This window comes from Nitrospira defluvii (genome assembly GCF_905220995.1).
GTDB lineage: Bacteria > Nitrospirota > Nitrospiria > Nitrospirales > Nitrospiraceae > Nitrospira_A > Nitrospira_A defluvii_C.
The window spans coordinates 178,034-199,413 of the sequence record NZ_CAJNBJ010000002.1; the positions used below are offsets into that span (position 1 = coordinate 178,034).

Annotated in this window: 23 protein-coding genes; 6 read left to right on the forward strand and 17 right to left on the reverse strand. The window is 58.8% G+C overall.

Going from position 1 to position 21,380, the window contains the following annotated elements:
- The first annotated feature begins 95 nt into the window (after positions 1-95).
- Together KJA79_RS08240 and KJA79_RS08245 are read left to right on the forward strand one after the other, a co-directional pair.
- Positions 96-2,093, forward strand: a complete 1,998-nt coding sequence (locus KJA79_RS08240; RefSeq protein WP_213041558.1) for a PAS domain S-box protein — start codon at positions 96-98, stop codon at positions 2,091-2,093.
- 201 nt (positions 2,094-2,294) lie between these two features.
- On the forward strand, positions 2,295-5,108 hold the full coding sequence (locus tag KJA79_RS08245; protein WP_213041559.1) for a PAS domain S-box protein: 2,814 nt from the start codon (positions 2,295-2,297) through the stop codon (positions 5,106-5,108).
- Positions 5,109-5,124: 16 nt separating this feature from the next.
- Here KJA79_RS08245 and KJA79_RS08250 read toward each other — a convergent pair whose 3' ends face one another.
- From KJA79_RS08250 to KJA79_RS08310, 13 genes are all read right to left on the reverse strand, one after another.
- Positions 5,125-5,292, reverse strand: a complete 168-nt coding sequence (locus tag KJA79_RS08250) for a DUF1328 domain-containing protein (RefSeq protein ID WP_213041560.1) — start codon at positions 5,290-5,292, stop codon at positions 5,125-5,127.
- A 365-nt stretch (positions 5,293-5,657) separates the two neighbouring features.
- The gene (locus KJA79_RS08255) at positions 5,658-6,743 is read right to left on the reverse strand and encodes a DUF1207 domain-containing protein (protein ID WP_213041561.1); all 1,086 of its coding nucleotides are present in this window, start codon (positions 6,741-6,743) and stop codon (positions 5,658-5,660) included.
- Between the two features lie 66 nt (positions 6,744-6,809).
- Positions 6,810-7,406, reverse strand: a complete 597-nt coding sequence (locus KJA79_RS08260; protein WP_213041562.1) for an outer membrane protein — start codon at positions 7,404-7,406, stop codon at positions 6,810-6,812.
- Between the two features lie 40 nt (positions 7,407-7,446).
- Entirely contained in the window at positions 7,447-7,788 is a 342-nt protein-coding gene (locus tag KJA79_RS23310) for a CsbD family protein (RefSeq protein ID WP_246507519.1), read from the reverse strand.
- Positions 7,789-7,856: 68 nt separating this feature from the next.
- The gene (locus tag KJA79_RS08270; protein WP_213041563.1) at positions 7,857-8,135 is read right to left on the reverse strand and encodes a PepSY domain-containing protein; all 279 of its coding nucleotides are present in this window, start codon (positions 8,133-8,135) and stop codon (positions 7,857-7,859) included.
- Positions 8,136-8,183: 48 nt separating this feature from the next.
- Positions 8,184-8,423 carry a CsbD family protein gene (locus KJA79_RS08275; RefSeq protein WP_213041564.1) on the reverse strand — a complete coding sequence of 80 codons (240 nt, stop codon included), beginning with the start codon at positions 8,421-8,423 and terminating at the stop codon, positions 8,184-8,186.
- Complete coding sequence (locus KJA79_RS08280) at positions 8,420-8,653, reverse strand: hypothetical protein (protein WP_213041565.1); 234 nt, start codon at positions 8,651-8,653, stop codon at positions 8,420-8,422. The genes KJA79_RS08275 and KJA79_RS08280 overlap by 4 nt, the downstream gene beginning before the upstream one ends.
- A 209-nt stretch (positions 8,654-8,862) precedes the next feature.
- A complete protein-coding gene (gene glgX / locus KJA79_RS08285) occupies positions 8,863-11,001 on the reverse strand; it encodes a glycogen debranching protein GlgX (protein WP_213041566.1) in 2,139 nt (712 codons plus the stop codon).
- Between the two features lie 62 nt (positions 11,002-11,063).
- The gene (locus KJA79_RS08290) at positions 11,064-11,603 is read right to left on the reverse strand and encodes a ferritin-like domain-containing protein (protein WP_213041567.1); all 540 of its coding nucleotides are present in this window, start codon (positions 11,601-11,603) and stop codon (positions 11,064-11,066) included.
- Positions 11,604-11,661: 58 nt separating this feature from the next.
- The gene (locus tag KJA79_RS08295; protein ID WP_213041568.1) at positions 11,662-11,844 is read right to left on the reverse strand and encodes a hypothetical protein; all 183 of its coding nucleotides are present in this window, start codon (positions 11,842-11,844) and stop codon (positions 11,662-11,664) included.
- Positions 11,845-11,967: 123 nt separating this feature from the next.
- Complete coding sequence (locus tag KJA79_RS08300; protein ID WP_213041569.1) at positions 11,968-12,408, reverse strand: CBS domain-containing protein; 441 nt, start codon at positions 12,406-12,408, stop codon at positions 11,968-11,970.
- 64 nt (positions 12,409-12,472) lie between these two features.
- Positions 12,473-12,769 carry a hypothetical protein gene (locus KJA79_RS08305; RefSeq protein WP_213041570.1) on the reverse strand — a complete coding sequence of 99 codons (297 nt, stop codon included), beginning with the start codon at positions 12,767-12,769 and terminating at the stop codon, positions 12,473-12,475.
- A gap of 300 nt (positions 12,770-13,069) precedes the next feature.
- A complete protein-coding gene (locus tag KJA79_RS08310) occupies positions 13,070-13,705 on the reverse strand; it encodes a superoxide dismutase (RefSeq protein ID WP_213041571.1) in 636 nt (211 codons plus the stop codon).
- 251 nt (positions 13,706-13,956) lie between these two features.
- Between KJA79_RS08310 and KJA79_RS08315 the strand changes: the two genes are divergently transcribed.
- Positions 13,957-14,613, forward strand: a complete 657-nt coding sequence (locus KJA79_RS08315) for a response regulator (protein WP_213041572.1) — start codon at positions 13,957-13,959, stop codon at positions 14,611-14,613.
- Positions 14,614-14,616: 3 nt separating this feature from the next.
- Here the strand turns inward: KJA79_RS08315 and KJA79_RS08320 are convergent, their stop codons facing one another.
- Both KJA79_RS08320 and KJA79_RS08325 read right to left on the reverse strand, forming a co-directional pair.
- Positions 14,617-15,300, reverse strand: a complete 684-nt coding sequence (locus KJA79_RS08320) for a response regulator (protein WP_213041573.1) — start codon at positions 15,298-15,300, stop codon at positions 14,617-14,619.
- A gap of 89 nt (positions 15,301-15,389) precedes the next feature.
- Positions 15,390-16,712, reverse strand: a complete 1,323-nt coding sequence (locus KJA79_RS08325; protein WP_213041574.1) for a hypothetical protein — start codon at positions 16,710-16,712, stop codon at positions 15,390-15,392.
- Between the two features lie 762 nt (positions 16,713-17,474).
- Here KJA79_RS08325 and KJA79_RS08330 point away from each other — a divergent pair.
- The 3 genes from KJA79_RS08330 (at position 17,475) to KJA79_RS08340 (ending at position 19,947) form a co-directional block, all read left to right on the forward strand.
- A complete protein-coding gene (locus KJA79_RS08330; RefSeq protein ID WP_213041575.1) occupies positions 17,475-17,798 on the forward strand; it encodes a hypothetical protein in 324 nt (107 codons plus the stop codon).
- Between the two features lie 89 nt (positions 17,799-17,887).
- Positions 17,888-18,670 (forward strand): class I SAM-dependent methyltransferase, encoded by a 783-nt coding sequence (locus KJA79_RS08335; RefSeq protein ID WP_213041576.1) that lies wholly within the window; start codon positions 17,888-17,890, stop codon positions 18,668-18,670.
- A gap of 188 nt (positions 18,671-18,858) precedes the next feature.
- On the forward strand, positions 18,859-19,947 hold the full coding sequence (locus KJA79_RS08340; RefSeq protein WP_213041577.1) for a glycosyltransferase family 4 protein: 1,089 nt from the start codon (positions 18,859-18,861) through the stop codon (positions 19,945-19,947).
- A gap of 83 nt (positions 19,948-20,030) precedes the next feature.
- On the opposite strand, the gene KJA79_RS08345 is transcribed toward KJA79_RS08340, so the two are convergent.
- Together KJA79_RS08345 and KJA79_RS08350 are read right to left on the reverse strand one after the other, a co-directional pair.
- Entirely contained in the window at positions 20,031-20,738 is a 708-nt protein-coding gene (locus KJA79_RS08345; RefSeq protein ID WP_213041578.1) for a PRC-barrel domain-containing protein, read from the reverse strand.
- 56 nt (positions 20,739-20,794) lie between these two features.
- Positions 20,795-21,154 (reverse strand): PRC-barrel domain-containing protein, encoded by a 360-nt coding sequence (locus tag KJA79_RS08350; RefSeq protein WP_213041579.1) that lies wholly within the window; start codon positions 21,152-21,154, stop codon positions 20,795-20,797.
- Positions 21,155-21,380 lie beyond the last annotated feature (226 nt).

Genomic DNA, 21,380 nt, shown 5'->3' on the forward strand with positions numbered 1-21,380 from the left:
TTATGCCTAGTTGGCGAAGTGCTGTCAAACCGTTTACCATAGCCCTCGGACCGACACCAGTGAGGCGAAGGACCTGTCGCCACGAACCGATCACCATGCAACCCGACAACGAGGCATTCGCACCCATGACGGACCCGCTCGCAGCCGACCTCATGTCGGCGCGCCTCGCGGCCATCGTGGAGTCATCGGATGATGCCATCATTTCCAAGGATCTCAACGGCATCATCACAAGCTGGAACCGAGGCGCTCAGCGACTCTTCGGGTATACCGCAGATGAAATGATCGGTCAGCCGGTCCATCGACTGATTCCCAAGGACCGATTTGATGAAGAAATCCACATCCTGGGGCGGATCCGGACGGGTCAACGAATCGATCACTATGAAACCGTGCGACAACGCAAAGACGGCTCGCTGGTCCACATCTCGCTAACGGTCTCCCCGATCAAAGACGGCAAGGGCCGCATCGTGGGCGCGTCAAAAATCGCGAGGGATATCACCGAACGGAAACAGGCAGAACGCCATTTGGCCAGCCTGGTGGAAGGACTTCCGGCCGCGGTCTTCACCACCGACGCGGAAGGACTCATCACACATTACAATCAAGCGGCCGTGGATCTCTGGCACTGCCGGCCGACCTCAGGAGCGCCGTACTGGCGTGGATCCTGGCGGCTCACCGGGTCGGACGGTGGACCGATGCCCGATCACGAATGCCCGCTGCGTCAGGCGCTGAAGCAGGGTCGCCCGGTGCTCGGCCTCGAAGCCGTGATTCGACGCCAGGATGGAACACAGATTCCGGTCACCCACCATTCAACCCCGTTGCGGAATGAGGCAGGGGAAGTCTTCGGCACCGTCAACATGCTGGTGGACCTGACGGAACGGAAGGCCACGGAACAACAACTGCACGCCTCTGCAAGCGAATTAGAGCACCGCATTGCGGAACGCACGCAGGAACTCCGCACATCACAGGAGCGCCTGCGCGCACTCGCTTCGGAACTCACGCTGACCGAACAACGTGAACGGCGGAGATTGGCCACCGACCTCCACGATTACCTGGCCCAACTGGTCGTTGCCAGCCGGCTGCGGATTTCCCAGCTCATTCCGCGAATCGGCGACCCTGCAATCTCCTCCACCCTTACACAGGTGGACAGCATGCTGGACCAGGCGCTGACGTATACCCGTTCCCTAGTGGCCGAGCTGAGCCCCCAGATCCTCTATCAGTTCGGTTTGGCTAAATCGTTGCTCTGGCTGGGTGAGCAGATGAAGCAGCACAATCTGCGAGTGTCGGTCGAACTCGGCGGCACGCCCTTCACCCTGGCCGACGATCAAGCCGTTCTCCTCTTTCAATCCGTGCGCGAGCTGCTGTTCAACATCATCAAACATGCCAAGACCGACCACGCGACATTGACGGTCAGCGTCGACGAGCAACAGGAACTCTGGATCTGTGTAGAAGATGAGGGAGTCGGATTTGATATGGCAGACCTCACCCATCCGGGAGATCCCCATGGAAAATTCGGGTTGTTGAGTATTCGAGAGCGGATGGAATTGTTGGGAGGGGAATGCGAATTGTCTTCCGCCCTGGGGGTGGGAACGATCGCGATTCTGCATCTTCCCCTTGGCCAAACCGCGGTCTCCTCATCCGCGAACGTCCAACAGACCGCGGCTCATCCTGCCGGCTCTCCCGCCAAGGACCAGGCCAAGACGGTCAAGGTGTTGCTGGTAGATGACCATGCCATGGTGCGACAGGGGTTGCGCAGTATCCTCGACAGCTACACGGATCTGACGGTCGTGGGCGAGGCTGCCAACGGGCAAGATGCCGTCGTCATGGCGCGTTCGCTTCAGCCTGATGTCGTGGTCATGGACGTCAACCTTCCCCTCATCGACGGCGTCGAAGCCACACGCCTGTTACGCCGCGAGCACGCGTCGATGGCCGTCATCGGCATATCAGTCCGCAACGATCCGCAAGTGAAACTCGCGATGACTGAGGCCGGTGCCGCGGACTTTTTGCCGAAGGAATCCGCAGCAGGCCAGCTCTACGATATTATTCTCCGGCACTGTCCGGTGGCCTCCTCAGCAGGCGGTCGAGCCGTTGCCAACTAGGGTATTTCCCAGTTTCTCCTCGCCCTCGCACTCAGTATGATAGTGCGTGTCACGTATCACACATAGTCAATCTCCATGCACGCCTCGCGTTGACTCAGAGCGCCTCACGTTTTCCATCCGGACATCGCGGCGCAGCGGGCAGTCGGTTCCGCCGAACAACGCATCGCTCCGCATCCGCATCACCGACCGTGAGCCGTCCTCATGACTCCAGCCCTGTCCTCACTGCCGTGGGTCACTCGCTTCGCGGCACTGGCCGCCATGATCTGGCCGCTCGCCACGCTGCTGTCCTGGGCCTATGATCCCTCCTGGTTGTCCACGCTTCATCCTTCCTTCCGTACCATCAAGCCTGTCACGGTCTTGTCGGTCCTCTTCTGCGGATTGTCTCTGTGGCTGCTGGCGGAGGAAGCCGCGGTGACGACAGTCCGACGGCGATGCGCCCAGGCTGCCGCTGCCGTCGCCTGCCTGTTGGCCGGGCTCACGCTGGCCGAATACCTGTTCAATGCGAACATCGGCATCGATCTTTGGTTGATGCACGATGCCGACATCGACGCGGCGGCACACCCGGGACGCATGGCACCGCTTACCGCCGGCGTGACATTTCTGCTGTCCCTCGCGCTGCTCACCATAGATCAGCCATTGTCGAATGGGCACTACCCCGCCCAATATGCGGCCCTGGCCGGCAAGACCATGGGCGGCATCGCCCTCGTCGGTTACTTCTACGGAGTCCGCTCGCTCTACCAGGTGGGCAGCTTCTCGACCATGTCGCTGTACAGCGCTACGCTGCTGTTCCTGATCGGCCTCGGCATTCTTGCCGCGAGGCCGGCGAGGGGGTTTATGGCCACGCTGGTGTCCGACGATCTCGGCGGGGTGATGCTGCGACGTATGCTGCCCTTCGCAATTGGCCTGCCGATCCTTGCCGGGTGGATCCGCATTACCGCGCAGCGCTCCGGCTCTTACGACTTCAATTTCGGAGTTGCGCTGGCCGTGGCCGCGGTGATGGTGATTATGCTGGCCTCGCTCTGGGTGTTGGCCGGGAGCCTGAACAAGACCGACGGCCAGAAAAAGCATATCTTGCAGATTCTTCAGCAGCGTGAGGCCCGGCATCGCCTGGCTTTGAGAGCCGGCCGGATGGGGACGTTCCATCAGGACCTCGACAATCAGACACTCGCATTGTCCCCCGAATTAGAAGTGATGCTCGGCGTGTCGGCCATGAGCTTCGGCGGAACACTGACCTCATTTGGTCGATTGATCCACCCGGATGACTGGGGACGCGTGCAAGCGGCAATTGAGGAAGCGGTCCTCAATCGCGGCTCCTACGCCCTGGAATGCCGCGTTCTGCGTCAAACCCCGCCTATCGAGGCCTGGATTGCGATTACCGGCCAAGTCCTCCCCGATGCCGAAGGCCACCCCCGGCAGATCACCGGCGTGATGTTCGACATCACCGAACGCAAGCGCGCCGAAGCAGCACTTCGCGAAAGCGAGGCCCATTTTCGCCTGCTGGCCGACGCCACGCCCGTGCTCGTCTGGATGGCCGGCCCCGATCGACTGTGCACCTGGCTGAATCGGTCCTGGCTGGACTACACCGGACGCACGCTTGAGGAGCAATTGGGGGACGGCCGCATGGCCGACATTCATCCGGATGATCGCGCCATGGCTGTGCAGCTGTATCACGACCACTGCTCCCGTCATGAACCGTTTGAACTGGAGTATCGCTTGCGACGGCATGACGGAATGTACGGATGGATGTTGGATCGCGGCGTGCCGCTCCTGACAGAGTCGGGGGTGCTGACCGGCTATCTCGGCGCGGCGCTCGATATCACTGATCGGAAACATGCCGAAGAACAATTACAGCAATGGACCGTTGAGTTGGAAAAGCGGGTCGACGAGCGGACACAAGCGCTGCAGCGTTCGCAATCCCGCTTGCGCGCCCTGGCATCGGATCTGAGCATGACGGAACAACAGGAGCGCCGCCGGCTCGCCACGGAGCTTCACGACTATCTGGCCCAATTGTTGGTCGTGGGACGGATGAAACTGAGCCAAGCCAGGCCCCAAGTCAAAGACCAGAAGGCGCAACAACTCTTGGGTGAAACGGACGACGTGCTCACCCAATCGCTCAACTATACGCGCTCGCTGGTGGCGGAATTGAGTCCGCAGATCCTGTACCAATTCGGCTTGCCTGCCGCGCTCAAATGGCTGGCCGGGCAAATGAAGACCCACGGACTCGTCGTCACCATCCGCTCCGAGGTCGAGCGCTTGCCCATGGCCGAGGAGGGCGCGGTCATTCTCTACCAGAGCGTTCGAGAGCTCTTGTTTAATGTGGTCAAACATGCCGGCACCGGCGAGGCTGAAATCACACTGTCAGAGAACCCCGAGAAATGGGCCGCGGTTACCGTCACCGATCATGGACAGGGTTTCAACCCCGACCAGCTGCTGGAAACCGATCGTGACCATCCCGGACAGTTCGGGCTCTTTAACGTCCAGGAGCGCGTGGAAGCCATCGGCGGACATTTGAGTCTGATCTCGGGTGTAGGGCGCGGGACCACGGTGACCATCACGGTACCGATCGACACCTCCCCTCACTCAGCACTCACCGCCTCGGCAGCGGCCGTCCAACAGTCGAGGACACGCATGGGTCCCTCTCAACGGCTGCGCGTGTTACTCGTGGACGATCATGCGATGGTTCGACAAGGCTTGCGCAGTGTGCTGGATAGTTACGAGGACCTGGAGGTGATTGGAGAGGCCGGTGATGGTGAAGCCGCGATTAGTCTGGCCACGACCCTACAGCCCGACGTGGTCGTGATGGACATCAACATGCCAAGGGTTGATGGCATTGAGGCCACGCGCCGGATCATGTCCACTCATCCGGACATCGTGATCATCGGGCTGTCGGTGCAGAATGAACGCCACATCGAAGAAGCGATGCTCAACGCCGGGGCGGCGGTCTTTGTGACCAAAGAACGCGCCGCCGTCCAGTTGTACGAGGCGATCGTGAGCACGGTGCGCGCCGGCCGATAAAGACGTGCCCCCTCCATCAGGCCACCGGAGGACGTTTCCCCATGACCATACCGATTGCGGCAAGAATCAGGAACACGACGAACAGCACATAGGCGATGTGAGTGGCCGTGCCGGCAACCCCCGAGACACCCAACACGCCGGCGATTAACCCGATGACGAGGAATGTAACTGCCCAGCTCAACATGATGACACCCCTTTCGATGATGAACGGTTGACCATGGGATCTACGATGACGAACTGGTCTGCCGTGTGACTCCAACAAGCATCGTGTCCACAGCGGCAGCCGCCGGTCGGCACGGTTGCGTTCCGACAGGCGTCCGAGCAAAACTCCTTGCCCTTTTCAGCCTGGCAGGCGCAACGAGGATGGGCACAGGATTTTCCGGCACTCGCCTCCTTCGACATCACAGGCTCCTTTCGTGATTCAAGGTTTCCCAATTCCGAACAACCAGAGCAGCAACACCACGACGACCGGCACGGCGAGCGCCCACAAGCCGACGAGACGCCACATACGTCACCATTGTTCTCCCTGCCGAATCAGCGTCGATCCGCTTAAAACCACAGATGCACGCCCAGGCCGACCCATTCGACACGTTTGGAGAATAACTGGCCGTCCGGACTCGGTCCTGAGAAATACTCCCCTAACACTTGCAGTTTTCTGTCGCCGATCCTGGCATTTTCAAACTGCAACCCTGCCATGATCGACCGGCTGACCGCCCAATTAGCACGCGCATTGGCTTGAAAGTCCGCATAGGCCACCGGTCTGATCGTGCCTCCTGCCAAAAGCCACGGACTCTTGAGTTCGACTCCAGCCTGCGTGGTCTCACGTCCGAGCGTCCGAGGATCTTTCCTCACGAGGGTTCCCACGCCTCCATACCACCTCATCCAACTCGTCAGATCATAGGAGAGTTTCAGATCGATCTCTTCGTAACTGAGATTGACACGCATGACCTGCGGATTGTTGAGAATGAACTCATCCCCCAAATGCGAACTCTGGTGCCGAATGCGCACGAAACCGGAGAGTCGATCTGCCCGATAACTGGCGACGACCCCGATGGTGTAATCGGCATTGATGAGGTCGATCGAACGTCGCTCGGTGTCAAATACGCCAAATACTCCCGCCTGAATGCCCAGCTCCCACTCTCCCTTGAACGGCGCCGCATTACGATAGACTGCAAACGATTCACCGAACGCGCTGGCGAACTCACGCCCTGATGAAAGGGCGTGATAGGCGGCGCCGAAGTGCGGCCATCGGGGATCTGCATGCAGGGGCTCCACCAGGAGACCACGCGGGAGAAACTTCGAGTGAGATTCTGGTGTCACCGCTCGTACGGCCCCCGCCTTGGCACTCTTGGCTGCCTCCTGGCCGGTATGCACGTGCGCCCCCGTGACTCCAGGAATGGCGCGGAGGGAAGAGAGAATTTTTTCGGGATCCTCCGCACCGAGACGCGGAACATACACGTCCACCATTCCCCCCTCGACTTCGATGACTGCCGCCGAGAGATGAAACTCATGTTCCAGCATGGAGGCCGCATAGCCGGCAATGTACTCATCCTGCCCCGCATAGGCAGGACCACCCCATATCCCGGACAAGACCCCTATCATTACCCAGAGCGCGACCGCGCATCGCTGATGCATGCGCCCAGGGCCGGAACTTCCATTTTTCGAATGCCTCCTCGTGCATCGCTTCACAAGTCACGACGCCTAAAAATGGAAGTTGAGGCCAACCGTGACCATATGCCCGTTGTCTTGGAACTTTTTGTCCACGATGTTCTGGTCACGTGATTCGATTTTCTCCAACCAGATGTATCGATACGTACTGTCGATCGATACATGTTTGCTGAAGAAGAACTGCAAGCCGCCGCCGGCATGGGCGCCGAATCGATTTTGCGTATCATCGAACCCACCCGGGCCCTTGACCGTCGTGTAATACCAACCGCCTCCGCCGAGCAGGAACGGGGCCAGCCTCGTGGTGCCGAGCGGATAAATGAGCGCGGAGACCTGCACCGGATAGGTGTGGACACGGGTGTCGCCGATGTCATTTCGGCGGTAATCGACCGACCCTTCGAAGGCAAAGTAGCGGGAAGGGTGCAATCGGACCTGTCCTCCCCCGAACCACCGGCTTGAACCGTCTTTCGGATCGACGTACGTGGCGCGTCCACCAACCGATAACAACCCGATATCGATCTGGTCGAACAGATTCTTTTCATCGGCTGCCGTGGCCACAGCCGGCAGCACCAGCCCCCAAGCCGTCAACGCAATTCCCAGCGTCATCACTACAGGGAGAACCAATCGTTTCATGTATGACTCCTTCTGAATGAATATGCCGCCTGTGTCGTCATTAGGACTCGCGCGGACGCGTCCCATGGTGATCGAACCACTCGTCGACCCACCGCTTGACCTCTTCCCGACGGTCGCCATAGCGCTCTTGTATCTTGCCCTCAAGCTTGTCGACACTGCCTTCGATGGCCAACAGATCGTCGTCCGTGAACTCTCCCCACTGCTTCTTCAGTTCACCTTTAAACTGTTTCCATTTCCCTTCGAATTGATCCTGATTCACCACGGCCGTGGCAGCCCCGGCAGAAGCCCGAACTGATCCGTTCACCGCCTGGACCGTCTCCGCTCCCGTCGCCAGGGCCAGACCCACCAGCGTCAGCGTCAGCAGTCTTGGTCGTCGCGTCATGGTGCCATCCTCTCGATTTCGGCGTTCGACGCGCCGCCCCCTCTTGGGGCGGCACGCCGGATCATGCGTTACCGGTCGATTTTGGTCTGACCGCTCTGCGCATCGACATAGACCTTCTGGGTCTTGTTGTTGATGTCAATGATCTCCACTTCATAGACCGTCCGGCCGTCCTCTTTGCCGATTTCAGCCTCCACCGCCTTCCCTGGAACGGCCTTCAATGCATGCCTGACGGCATCCTCCAAGGTCACGCTGGCAGTAGCCGCCAACTGTTTATTGGTTTCAAACAATGCCCAGGCGGGACTCGTCAACAGCGCGGACATCAGTGCAATCGCCATCACCTTTTTCATCGTCGGTACTCCTTTCATTGAGGACAGAGATTCGTCAGGCCCCATGCGTTATCGAGGACGCTGCGCTTCACGCTGCCCGGGGCTCGGTTGACCTTGCTGCCGGTACCAATCGTCGGCCCAGCGGACGACTTCTTCCTTCTTCTCTCCATACCGTTCCTGTACACGGCCGACGAATTTGTCGTAGTCGCCTTCGATCTGCATCAGGTCATCGTCCGTGAATTTCCCCCACTGCTTCTTGACCTCCCCCTTGAACTGCACCCACTTCCCCTTGAACTGATCGGTATTCATTGAGAACCTCCCTGTTGAGATGATATCGCCGCGGATGCCGATGCCACCGAGAGCATGGCTTCACCCGTACGACGCGTTCGGGCGGCGTCCTTTAAAATCCGATGCGCTGGAGATCGAAATGCCAGGCCGGTTCTGCCGCCGCGGTACAGAACGATGGTCGCATCGCCCTGCTCGTCACCGACGGAGACCACCACCTTCGACTTGATTCCATTGGCTGTGCGGATCTTCATGCCTGCCTCCCGTTGTGTATGGGCTACGTATACCGCCGAACACCTCGAAGCACGCCTGGACATACCCCTAGTTTTCAGAGCACTCGCCCCTAATACTCTGCACTACGTACGCATTCGTGATGCGAGCAGCCCTCCCCATGCGTGAAAGCTCATGGGGATAATCAGACCACCTCTACTACGGGAGGTCGACGAAGGAGATCTGTATTCGATCAGGACGAAATGGTGAAGGGCCGGCAGAGCAGGGCCATGGATCGGGGTTCGATGGTGAAGGGTTCGCCGCTTGTCACGGTGGAAGCCGGATGCGCAATTCCACCCACATGGGTATTGAGGACCACGCTCCAGGAAGCATTGCCGTCGGGGGAAGGCAACAGGAAGGGAATCGCCTCATGGTGCGCATTAAGGAGCAGCAGGAACGTGTCGTCGACGATCCGATTGCCGCGTGCGTCCGTTTCCTCGATGGCATCACCGGCCAACACGATGCCCAACGCCCGGAGGTATCCCTGACTCCAATCCGCTTCATCCATCTCCTGGCCGTCCGGACGCAACCACACAATGTCCTTGATTTCCGACCCATGGATTTGCCGCCCCTGAAAGAAGCGGCGGCGACGGAAGACCGGATGCTGCTGACGGAGCGCAATCAATTGCCGGACGAATCCGAGGAGGACGCGATCTTCGGCCGTCAGATCCCAGTCGTGCCAGCTCAATTCGTTGTCCTGGCAATAGGCATTATTATTCCCCTGCTGAGTCCGGCCGATTTCATCTCCCCCGCACAACATCGGCACCCCTTGAGACAGCAACAGGGTCGTCAGCATGTTTCGCTTCTGCCGGAGACGCAAATCGAGAATGGCCGGGTCATCAGTCTGGCCTTCGGTCCCGCAATTCCAGCTGAGGTTGTCGTTGTGGCCATCCTGATTGCCCTCGCCGTTCGCCTCGTTATGTTTCTCGTTGTACGAGACGAGATCCTGCAAGCTGAATCCGTCATGCGCCGTGATGAAGTTAATGCTGGCAAACGGGCGGCGCCCGCTCGTTTCATACAGATCGCTGCTGCCGGACAGCCGGTAGGCCAACTCCGCGACTTGCCCGCCGTCCCCCTTCCAGTAGCGGCGAATCGCATCGCGGTACTTGCCGTTCCATTCCGCCCAGCCGACCGGGAAATTGCCGACCTGATATCCCCCCGCCCCGAGATCCCAGGGCTCTGCGATCAGCTTGACCTGAGACAAGATGGGGTCCTGATGGATGATGTCGAAAAACGCGCTGAGACGATCCACTTCGTGCAGTTCTCTGGCCAGGGTGGAAGCTAGGTCGAACCGGAACCCGTCCACATGCATGTCCAGGACCCAGTAGCGCAGACTGTCCATAATCAACTGCAAGGTTCGCGGGTGCCGGACATTCAGACTGTTTCCACAACCGGTGTAGTCCATGTAGTAGCGAGGGTCGTCGGCCATCAGCCGGTAGTAGGCCGCATTGTCGATGCCGCGAAACGAGAGCGTCGGCCCCAGGTGGTTGCCCTCGGCCGTATGGTTGTAGACCACGTCAAGAATCACCTCGATCCCGGCGCTGTGCAGGGTTTTCACCATGGTCTTGAACTCCCGCACATGCCGCCCGCGCACCGGACTGGCGGCGTAGCGCATGTCGGGCGCGAAAAATCCGATCGTGTTGTACCCCCAGTAATTCGTCAGCCCCTGATCCGTAAGGTGTTTGTCCTGCACCGCATGATGTACCGGCAACAGTTCGACTGCCGTCACCCCCAGCTCTTGGAGGTACTCAATGACCGCCGGCGTGGATAACCCGGCATAGGTGCCGCGTAAATGTTCCGGCACCTGCGGATGGCGGGCGGTGAATCCCTTCACGTGTACTTCATAAATGATCGTTTTGGACCAGGGCGTGCGGAGCAGATGATCGCCGCCCCAGCTGAACGCTTGATCCACCACGACACATTTCGGCATCTCTTCGGCATTGTCGCGGTCATCACGCACCAGATCCCCATCCGCCTCGCCCAACCGGTAGCCGAACATCCGATCCGAGAGGCGAATGGTATCGGCAATGGATTTGGCATAGGGGTCGATCAACAGCTTGGCCGGATTGAACCGGTGTCCCGCTTGTGGATCGTACGGACCGTCTACTCGAAACCCATAATGGAGGCCAGGGCGTCCCTCCGGCAGGTACACATGCCACGTCTGATTGGTCCGTTCCTCCACGCGAATCCGATGGGACTCCTTGGAGGCGTCAGGCCCATCAAACAGACATAATTCGACCGACGTCGCGTTTTCAGAAAACAGAGAGAAGTTCACCCCCTCCCCGTCCCACGTTGCCCCCAGCGGATAGGGCCGGCCTGGCCATACCTTCATGCAGTCTCCTCTTCGGTGTCCCGAGCGGCAACACCCGTGGCGTCGCCGCTCGTGGATGGTGGCTACTTCAATAGACTGACCAGATCCTCAGCATGTTCTTCTTCTTTAGCGAGGATTTCCTCCAAGAGGCGTCGCGTGGTCGGGTCGTCGCTTCCGACGAAGGCAATCATGTCCCTGTAACTTTCGATCGCGATCCGTTCAGCCACCAAATCCTCCTTGATCATGTCCTCCAGATCATCCCCTTCCACGTACTCGCTATGGCTGCGCTCCGTCAGACCGGACGGCGACAGGTTCGGTTCACCGCCCAGTTGAACAATGCGCTCAGCCAATTGATCGGCATGCGCCTGCTCTTCGCCGGCATGCGTCAGGAATTCCGCCTTCACGCTTTCCGCATTCATGCCTTCCGCCATGAAGTAGTGCCGCCGGTAACGCAGGACGCAGACGATTTCGGTCGCCAACGCCTCGTTCAGCAGGCGGAGGACAGTATCGCGATCCGCCCGGTAGTCCGACGTCTGCGCCCCATCCTCGATGTGTTGACGGGCGCGCTCTCTGAGGGCTTGGATGTCCTGAACGAATGATGATTGACCTTTCGTACGACTCATAATGGCTCCTTTCACAACGTGCTTACAGTGTCGAGGTGCTCGCGATCACGCCGAGGCGTTACATGCGGAAATCTGTCCGGAGATGCGGCCAGGCAGATTCGCACCCCAGCGGTTCGCCCTCCTCGCGAACGGCGGTGAATCTGGACAGGAGTTGCTTGGACTGCACCCCGAACGCCAGCGCACACACGGCGACGGTCAGGACGACTCCAGAAGGGATCGACGGGGCTGACAACATCTGCATAACTACCTCTTTTCGTGAGAGAGACGGTGCGACAGTGATGGCTGTTGGACTCACCTTAGGCGAGGCGGTGGCAGGAGAGGACTAGGGATGTCCCTAGACCTGGGCAAAGAGGGCCCTGGCAGATCAGAGATGGGCCGTGTACTTAGAGAGCACTCCGACGAGACGGTGCCGGCGATCCAATACGGGAAGCCATTCCAGCCTGGCGACACGCATGACATCGAGGGCATCCGTGAGCACATCGTCGTCATGACAGGAGGGAACCGAGGTATTCATGAATCGTTCGATGGTTGCATTCGGCGGAGCGTTCCGGATGGACTGATTGAGTCCCATATCGCGTGCGGTGAGCATCCCTCGCAAGCGTGCCCCGTCAAACACCACTACGACCGGCACATCAAGTTTCTTCATCAAGCCGGCTGCCTCCCCGAGACTGGTTCGTGGGGTCGCGGTCGTCACGTTTGTGGTCATCACGTCCTTGACCTGTTTGACGTCTCCCGGCAAGAGACTCATTTGCTCGTTGCGTGTCGACTCCAGATAAATCCCCGCTGCAGGACGAGTCGCTTCCATGGTGATGGGTCTCCGAGGATCGGCTTCGTTGCTCCTGTTGGTGACCATTGTTCCCTCCGAATCATTACGCCAAATGAGGCCTGTCCTCGTGCACGATCAGGCGCAGTCGACCATACTGCAACGGCCTTTCGGGATTTCGCGTGTAATGCCCCTTGTCTTCGCCGATCGAGATCAGGCTCAGCGGGAGCGTCACAGTTTGGCGATAGTGCGGAAACGCCGTCTCCAGCAACACCGTCACGGTTTGGGCGTCACATTCGACGACTTCTCCGTTCAACCCTCGCTCATTATGAAAATCCACCGTCACCCGTTCCTCCGGATCGATCCAAGGACGGATGAGATCGACCTTGTCAGATGTCGTCATACACAACCTCCTTGCCGATCGACCCTCGAGGACTGCTCGTCTGCATGTCTTCGAAGGCCATCGACGAGAATCCCGTCGGACCGTTCCGTGCCATTCGAACGAACACAGCGAGGCGCCCCGTACACCGGGCCTCACATCCCACAATTGTGGAATCGGCGGCTGTGTCGGGCGCGGAGGAACCGGCGGAGGAAACGGGTCCGGCGGAAAGGGGCCAGGTGCCGGGTCGGGAAGTGGCTCGGGATCCGGTGGCGCAGGAGGGGGTGATTTCACAAACGCGCATCGTCTCATAATCGTACTCCTTTAACGATGGGCCATGGCCGGAGAGAGTCCGGCCTGCATGCGGTCTTCGACCGCACCCCAGGCGACATTCTGAAAAAATGAGTCAATGTAGTGCCTGCGCTCGTTCGGCTTATAATCCAGTAGATACGCATGCTCCCACACATCCATGACCAGCACCGGTTGAAAGCCCGCGACATTGCCATGTTCATGTAGTGTGACCCAGTGGTTGGACACCAGACCGCTCGAAGGATCGACATTACAGATCGCCCACCCCACGCCCCGCAACATGCCGACGCTGCAAAAATCCGCTTGCCACCGTTCATAGTCGCCGAATGTCCTGGCAATCGCTCTTCCAAAAACCGACTCCGACGAGGGACGATTCCCGCCGCCCCGCAGGAGGTTTCCGAAATAGTACTCATGGAGTACCATCCCGTTGTATTCGAACCCCAACCGCCTGGTGAGCTCGGAGTAGGCCGGCATGGCTTCCTGATCGACTGTGCCGTCGCGCCGGAATTCATCCAGTTGAGCGCGTAACGCATTGGCGGCTTTGACATACCCCTCATACAGACCAAAGTGCATGTGGAGGGTGTCATCCGAGATACCGGCCAATCCGAATACATCGTAGGACTTGACGCGATACAGATCGGGCCTGTTCATGCTCTGTCCTCCATAGCTCGTCGGTGGGCCTACCATGACCGGTTTCCATCTCACGCTCACGCTACCATGACCGGCAGACCGCGCCCACTAGGTGATGCCCTGGCGGAGGAAGGAATGAGGGGATTGCCTAGGAACAACATGGCCACGGCTGTGCTACATCTCAGATCACTGGTTCAAGACCTGACTGTTATTGTCTAGGCTGAGCCTGGTATGCTGCGTTGACCACACGCCTTATCGAAAAGGAGGGGTCCGTGCCGAAAGCGCGTCTCGTGATCGCCGACGACCACAGCATCGTCCTGGAAGCCTATCGGCAATTACTGGAACCGGAGTATGAAGTGGTCGGATCCGCGTTGAACGGCGAGGAATTGCTGCGTATTGCGCCGGCCTTGGCTCCCGACATCATCCTGCTGGACATTTCCATGCCGACCCTGAACGGTCTCGATGTGTCACGGCAACTTCGGGCTTCCCTGCCTCAGGCAAAGTTGATCTTCGTCACGATGATGAGCGAGCCCTTCTACATTACCCAAGCATTCGACCTGGGCGCCGTGGGATATGTGCTGAAGCAATCGGCGTCGACTGAACTGCTGTCGGCCTTGACCGCGGCGCTGAAGAATCGCCGCTACATTTCGCCGCAGTTGTCCTTGGAAGTGCAGGATGCGATCGAGACGCCGTGGGTCAAACCGGAGGGGTTCTCGTCTAAACTCACGCCACGGCAGCAGGAGGTATTGCAGCTGCTGACGAAGGGGCGTTCGACAAAAGAAATTGCGGCGGAGCTCAAGGTCTCGGCGAAGGCGGTGGAGTTTCACAAGGGCAACATCACTCGCCGCCTGGGGATTCACACCACGGCCGAACTGACACGGTTCGCGCTGTCACAGGGTCTGACGACCCTCGATGAGCCACAGCCCTGACGCCTATACCCTCGACTCAGGGACGGTCGGCTGCTGGGGCATCACAATCAACCCGATCGCAATCGCGTGCTTGGTCAATTCGGCCGTACTGTGCACTCCAAGTTGCTTCATGATGCGCGTCTTGTGGAACTCTACCGTCTTGATCGACACATTCAACGTCGATGCAATCTCTTTGGCCGACTGCCCCTCGGCGATCAGTTGCAGCACTTCCCGCTGCCGCACGCTCAGTCCATCATGTGCAGCCGTCTCCGTAGACAGCGGCTCCGCGCTGGGGTGCAGCGCCTGCTCGACCAGATTCTCGGCGACGCTCGGAGACACATACATACGCCCCTTCAGCACTTCCTTGACCGCAAAGAGCAATTCCTCCGCCACAGACTGCTTGAGCACATAACCCGAGACGCCGGCGCGAAACGCTTCCGTGACGAAGTACTGTTCGCCATGCATGGTGAGCACGAGCAACTTCACCTCCGGCGCGGCCTTCTTGATTTGACGGCACGCATCTAATCCGTTGAGCAACGGCAGGGCGATATCCACCAGCGCAATGTCCGGTTTGTCGCGTTCGACGGCCTGCACAAGGGCTCGTCCGTCGGCGACTCTGCCGCAGAGGTCACACTCGCGCTCCAGCAATCGTTCGATACCTTCCGCCACCAGTGTATGGTCATCAGCGATCAGGACTCTGGGTTTCATGGCATGGCTCCGGGCTAGAGGGGGAAATGAGCAGAGCGACAAAAAATCCTACCACTGTCTCCATGTGATTGCGAGCGGCCGGCTCCCTGTTACAACTCCTTGGACCAAAACACGATGAGACCATGGCCGCCTTTGGTCGGAGGGGCACCCCCGGGATCCCGATAGATACCGAAGTTATACGTGTAGTTCAGCTCGACCTGCGATTTCCAGGGAGCACCGGTCACCACCCCTCCCCCTAACGCCGGCATCGAATCCGTGATCTGCTTCACCGCGGTGTTGGACGTGAACACGGGGCGCTCAACCAGGCCCCAGGTGGCCTCGACGTAGGGATACAAAAAGAACAACGCTTCGTACCGATACTGAAGATTCGCCACCGCATAGCGGGTGGGAAACAGTTCATTGAAGGCCACGCCGTGGATCATCGGGAGGGAGATAGCCTCCCACTCATAGCCGGTGGGTCGTCCTGGCAGGCGGAAGGCGGAAAACCGATCCAGATCTTTACCAATACCGGCATGTACACTTGTCAGCAGGCGATGTTTGTCACTCTCGATGAAGGGCAGCCCCGTCGCGAGTAGCGCATAGGCACTCGCTTGAATATAGGTCCGTTCCTTCTTGAAATCAGGCGTATTGAAGGGCGCACCGCCCCATTGATCCCACTTGGCGCGATGGCCGTGTACCAGATCGCCGCCCATCGTGATCCCTTCATGCGGCAGTTCCATCAGGTTTCGCTTCAAGGCATCCGCGCGGATTCGAAAATGGATGCGCCCTTCATAAGTATCTTTGGGCACGCCGTAGTCGGACGCCGTGTGACCGGTGCCCTTAAACCAACGGTATCCGGCCTCATAGGTCACGGAAATATTCACGGCGCTGTCTTGCCGGAACGGGTGCACCGGTAACCGATACCCCAGCCCGGCCCCGGCGAAGGCATAACTCCATTCCAGTTCCGTCCCTCTCTGGCGCTGCCCCTGGACATACTCCGACCGCCCCATGGGAAGCACGAAGTTGTCCCACGTGAACAACAACGACCAGTTCGGATACTCCCGCAGCCCGATGGTGTAATCGACATCGTTCACCACACCGGAGAACGTCCCCCGAAGCCGACGATTGTCGTCGTCCCAATTTCTCCACACGTACAGCGCCCCGAACGGCAGCGCTTCCATCTGACTCGGCCCGTTCGGAATCGCCTGTATCCCAAAACTCATGGCCGTGACGCTTCGACGATCACGCGGCGGCACATAAATCTCCTCCCCGAAGAGCGTCGTACGAAACTCTTCCCCCGCGATCGGCGTGGGTTCCTCGCCCCAAGCCTCTCCAACTTGTCGATCGGGGAACAGAAGGTTCGAATTCAGCAGGCTGATCATGACAAACAAAACCACCACGACTGATCGACGATACTTGAGGGATCGACTCACGCGCCTCACTTTCCTCCCAGACAGGAGCTTGCTGACTATTCGGTGCTGTTTCCTTATAGAACAGTTGCCCCCCGGCTGCGGCCTAGTGAACCCCCTAGCTCACTGTCTTATGCATCTCCGTTAGAGGCGCACGCCGAAATACCAATCCGGCACCATGAACATATCGCCTCCCGCTACGTATCCGGCCCTGGCATGGAGAGAACTAGGAGAATATCCAGTACCGGCAGGGTGGAGGAGCAGAATACGGTGCAGGTATGCGAGGCGGCACGGGTGGGATCCCCCCGCATAGCCGATCGGCGAGTAGAGGCCCAGAACCTGAGAACCTCACGGAAGGATTGCTTATGAAACGAAGGGTGACCACCAAGTCTCGGAGCCGTAAGCCCTCCACATCAACCAGCCGGCGGGGGTCGCGCGATCCGATCGATCCGACGCCACGCGTCATCGAACGCAAGAACCTCAAGAACGCTGATCGAGACTCTCGGCGAACCACACAGGGCCGTTCGGTCTTGAAAAAGAAGCGACCTTCCGCCAAGACCACTTCGCAGAACGTGCGTCAGGTCGGGCGAGCGATAGGAAGCGTGTTGGGTAAAGTGATCGGCCGCGTTGAACAGACTGTCGCGAAAGTAATGCCTGGAGCTACACCGCGGAAGCGGAGAACGAGCTAGCTGCCAGCACTTCTCGCTGTGCGGTCCCTGGCTCGTTCATTCGCGACCGCAAACGCTGGACGGTAATCGTGACCACTCCAGAAAAGGGAGGACTATCGTGACACTGCTGATACGGGCTATGGTTGGAGCAGGGTTTCTCATGGCTGTCGTCCCGCTGAACACGACATCGGCCGAGCCAGGGCCGGAGACGCCTCCGGCAACCCCGTCGCCACCTTCCCCACAATTCCCCCCGCCGCCGCCGGCTCCGCCGTCACAGATTGATCCAGGCATCCTCAAACAGCCTGACCATCTGCCTCCTCCAAACCCTGAGGCGGTGGTGCCGCCTCCCGTTGTGGATCCTAAAATGGCCATCGATCCGGAGAAGCCTAACCAGGAGGATCCTGGTCGTCCCATCCCGACGCCGCCATCCGTACCTCGCTGACGGCTGACTGTACTAATACAAACTACATGCAATGTTTGTAGGAATTCATTACAATGGCACTATCTCAACAACGCGTGGCATGGAGAGAGATGAGCATCCGCAGCCGACTCATTTCTGAAATCGTCAGACCCTTCAAGCACACCATGCGCAGGGTGTTGGGCGACACCCTCTACCAGCAAGTCCGAGTGACATTCTTAGGAGAACCCAACGGGCTTGGGCTGGATTGGCGCTGGGGTCATTCGTTGCGTCGCACCCACCCCCTGCGACGCGACTTCGGATGGCGGGCCGGTCAACCCATCGATCGTTACTACGCGGAATCGCATTTTTTCCCCGCCCATTGTGCGGACGTCCGCGGGCACGTGTTGGAAATCGGCGACAACCGTTACACGACGCAATTCGGCGGCGACCGTGTCACCAAGTCCGACGTGCTCCACTTTCACGCTGACTCCCCTGGCTCCACGATTCAGGGCGATCTCACACATGCCCCGCACATTCCCTCCGACAGCTTCGACTGCATCATTCTGACGTTCACGTTGCAGTTCATTTTTGACGTGCGGGCCGCGATTGGCACGATCGCCCGTATTCTCAAACCCAACGGCGTCGTACTGGTCCTGGCTCCGGGTATCAGCCAGATCTCCCGGTACGACATGGACACGTGGGGAGAATATTGGCGTTTCACGTCCCTGTCCGCCCGCCTCCTCTTTGAGGAAGCCTTTCGGCCCTCAGGCATCAGCGTCTCCACCTACGGCAATGTCTTGGCCGCGACCGCCAGCCTTCAAGGACTGATCAGTTCCGAACTCCGTCGCGAGGAACTCGATTATCACGATCGAGACTACGAGGTATTGATCGGCATCCGAGCCGTCAAACACTGAGCACTCTTCCCATTTCTCGTTCCTGCTCACACATTCCCTATCCCGCTAGGGACTCGCCTAGTACGGCCGGCTCTCCTGTTCCCTTTAAGATCGCACTACCTCAGCAATCTTCGTCGGAGGCGGCTCAAGGTATTTCTCCGGATCATGTGGCCGACACCCATTCATCCAGACCGACCAAAGGAGTCATCATGAAAATCGCTCAGGTTGCTCCGCTCCGTGATAGCGTTCCTCCCCTTCATGGAGGACGTACCGAACAGACCATCTCCTATCTCACCGAGGAATTGGTTCGACAAGGACACGAGGTCACGCTCTTTGCCAGCGGCGATTCCATGACTTCAGCTCGCCTGGTCGCATCCTGCCCTCAATCCTTGCGTCTCGCCTCCGGAATCGCAAATCCTGATGCGCCGCTGATCACACTGATGGAACGAGCCTTCTCGGCATCGCAAGCCTTCGATCTGATTCACTCGCACTTGGATTTTCTACCGTTTCCCCTTGCGCGTCGTTGCGGAACACCGGTCGTCACGACCCTGCACGGGCGTCTCGATCCTCCGGAACTGCTGCCGGTTTACAGAAAATTTTCCGAGATGCCGCTCGTCTCTGTATCAACGGCACAACGCGAACCACTGGCCTGGGCGAACTGGCAAAGGACCATTTACCCTGCCCTACCGATCGATCTCTTTTCTCCCCGGTATGAGACCGGCCGATACCTGGCATTCCTCGGACGACTGGCCCCGGACACTGCCCTCGATCAAGCAATCGCCTTGTCTCTCCGGAGCGGAATCCCGCTACGGATCGGGGCGACCGTGGACCCGACTCAGATAGAGTACTATCACACGGTCATTGAGCCGCTGTTGGATCATCCTCTCATCGAACTGGTAGGCGAGCTCACGGATTCGGAGAAAAACGACTTTCTCGGTCATGCCTATGCCTTGATCGCTCCATACGACAGAACGGTATCGTCCGCCGTGGAGCTCATCGAATCGTTGGCCTGCGGGACACCGGTCATTGCCTCCTCAACGGCTGTTGCCTCCGAAATCATCGAGCAGGGCGTCACAGGAGTGCTGTGCAAGAACTTCGACGAGATGCTTGCTGCAACCGATTTTGTTCCGTTGCTGGCCAGATCAGATTCCAGGCAGTCATTTGAATCACGTTTTACCGCGGAGCGAATGGCACGGGAGTATGTCCAAGTCTACCAACAACTGCTTGGCCACTCACTCTCCGAAGATGCCCTCCACGCTCCAGACTCGAATCGCCTTGCTTACTCAGAACCACGTTGATCTTCCATCTCCCTTCTCACAGCACGGGCAGGCCCTCAGTCGAGAGCCTGCCCGTTAGATCCGATCATCGAGAGCGACACGTGTTACCGCTTACTGCTCGGATGGCCCCCCTCGAATCCCGGCGCTGGTCCGGACGGCAATCCGCTGGTCCCGCTCATACCGCCGCCACCCACGCTCTCTTCGCCCATCGAGCCGGTCGCATCCGGTCCCTTTTGGCCGGGCACGCCGGAGCTTCCGGAGGTGGAGGGCGCAGACCGCACTTGATTGATCTGATCCATATAGGCCTTCAGATCAGGAGACTGATCCTTGCTACTGTTCATCTGCACGATGTTTTGATAGTCCTCCTTGTTCAAGGTGAGTTGGAGCTTGTCGTTCTTCGTTTGAAATTGACTCCAGCGGAGCGGAATCGGCCGCTTCGAGTCATTGGGCACAAAGACCGCATATTCGATTTCATTCGTTTTCGTATCTTTCAACAGCTCCTTGATTCTTCCGATGGCTTCGCCCTGTGCATTGTGGACCATGGCATTGGAAAACCTATTGTCCCGTGCCTCCACCAGCTTGCCCTGCCGTACCGGAGTATCGGCATAACCTTCCGGGACACCCTGTTGCCCACCGGTGAGATCGGTTTTTTTATCGACTTTCGGAGGTTCCGTCGGCGTTCCTGTGCCGGCCCCCTTCCCCATCGTCGAGTCCGGCTTGTCGCCGATCGTGGCGTCCTGAGAAAACCCCGGTGAACTCGCGGCCAGTACAAACGCGATCGTTCCTGCATACATCATCATAGTCCGTTTCATCACCCAACTCCTTTGGTTAGACCGTTTCTCTTGTACCTGTGCCATTCGCCCCTTCTTCACCAATAAGGCTTGTACCCATAGTAGGTATGAAGGCGTTCGCCCCAGGCCGTGTCAGCCATGTCGGGCCAGCGATCCTTATCGAAGCCTTCTGCCTGCTCCAGCCGCTCTCTGGCCACGTTCAGAATAAAAAATTCCCCACCAGCGGACAGCGTGAGCGCTTCCCACGGCAGTGCGAACAGCTTGTCGCCCAGCCCAAGAAATCCTCCGAATGACAGGACGGCATAGGCGATACGACCGTTTTCGAGGTCGATCATCAGCGAATGAATTTCACCGAGATCTTCGCCGGCTTGGTTCTGCACCGGCATGCCCTCGATGGCAGAGGCGGACAACAGCCGTCGACCTGTATGAATAGTCATCTGAACCCTCCTTGTTGTGTCCTGTGACGAGTCGGCTCGTCATGGTGATTGAGCGATGGAGGCTACGACAGCCCCCTTGTGTTACTAGTAACGCCCAGCCGGTCCCAGGCCAGCTAGGAATGCCCCTAGAAACGATCCGCGCGAGCGCAATACGAATACCGGTGATCGGAGGATGGGGATGGACTCGCAGTAACAATCGAGATGGGAGGAGCAGACACAACGTTCG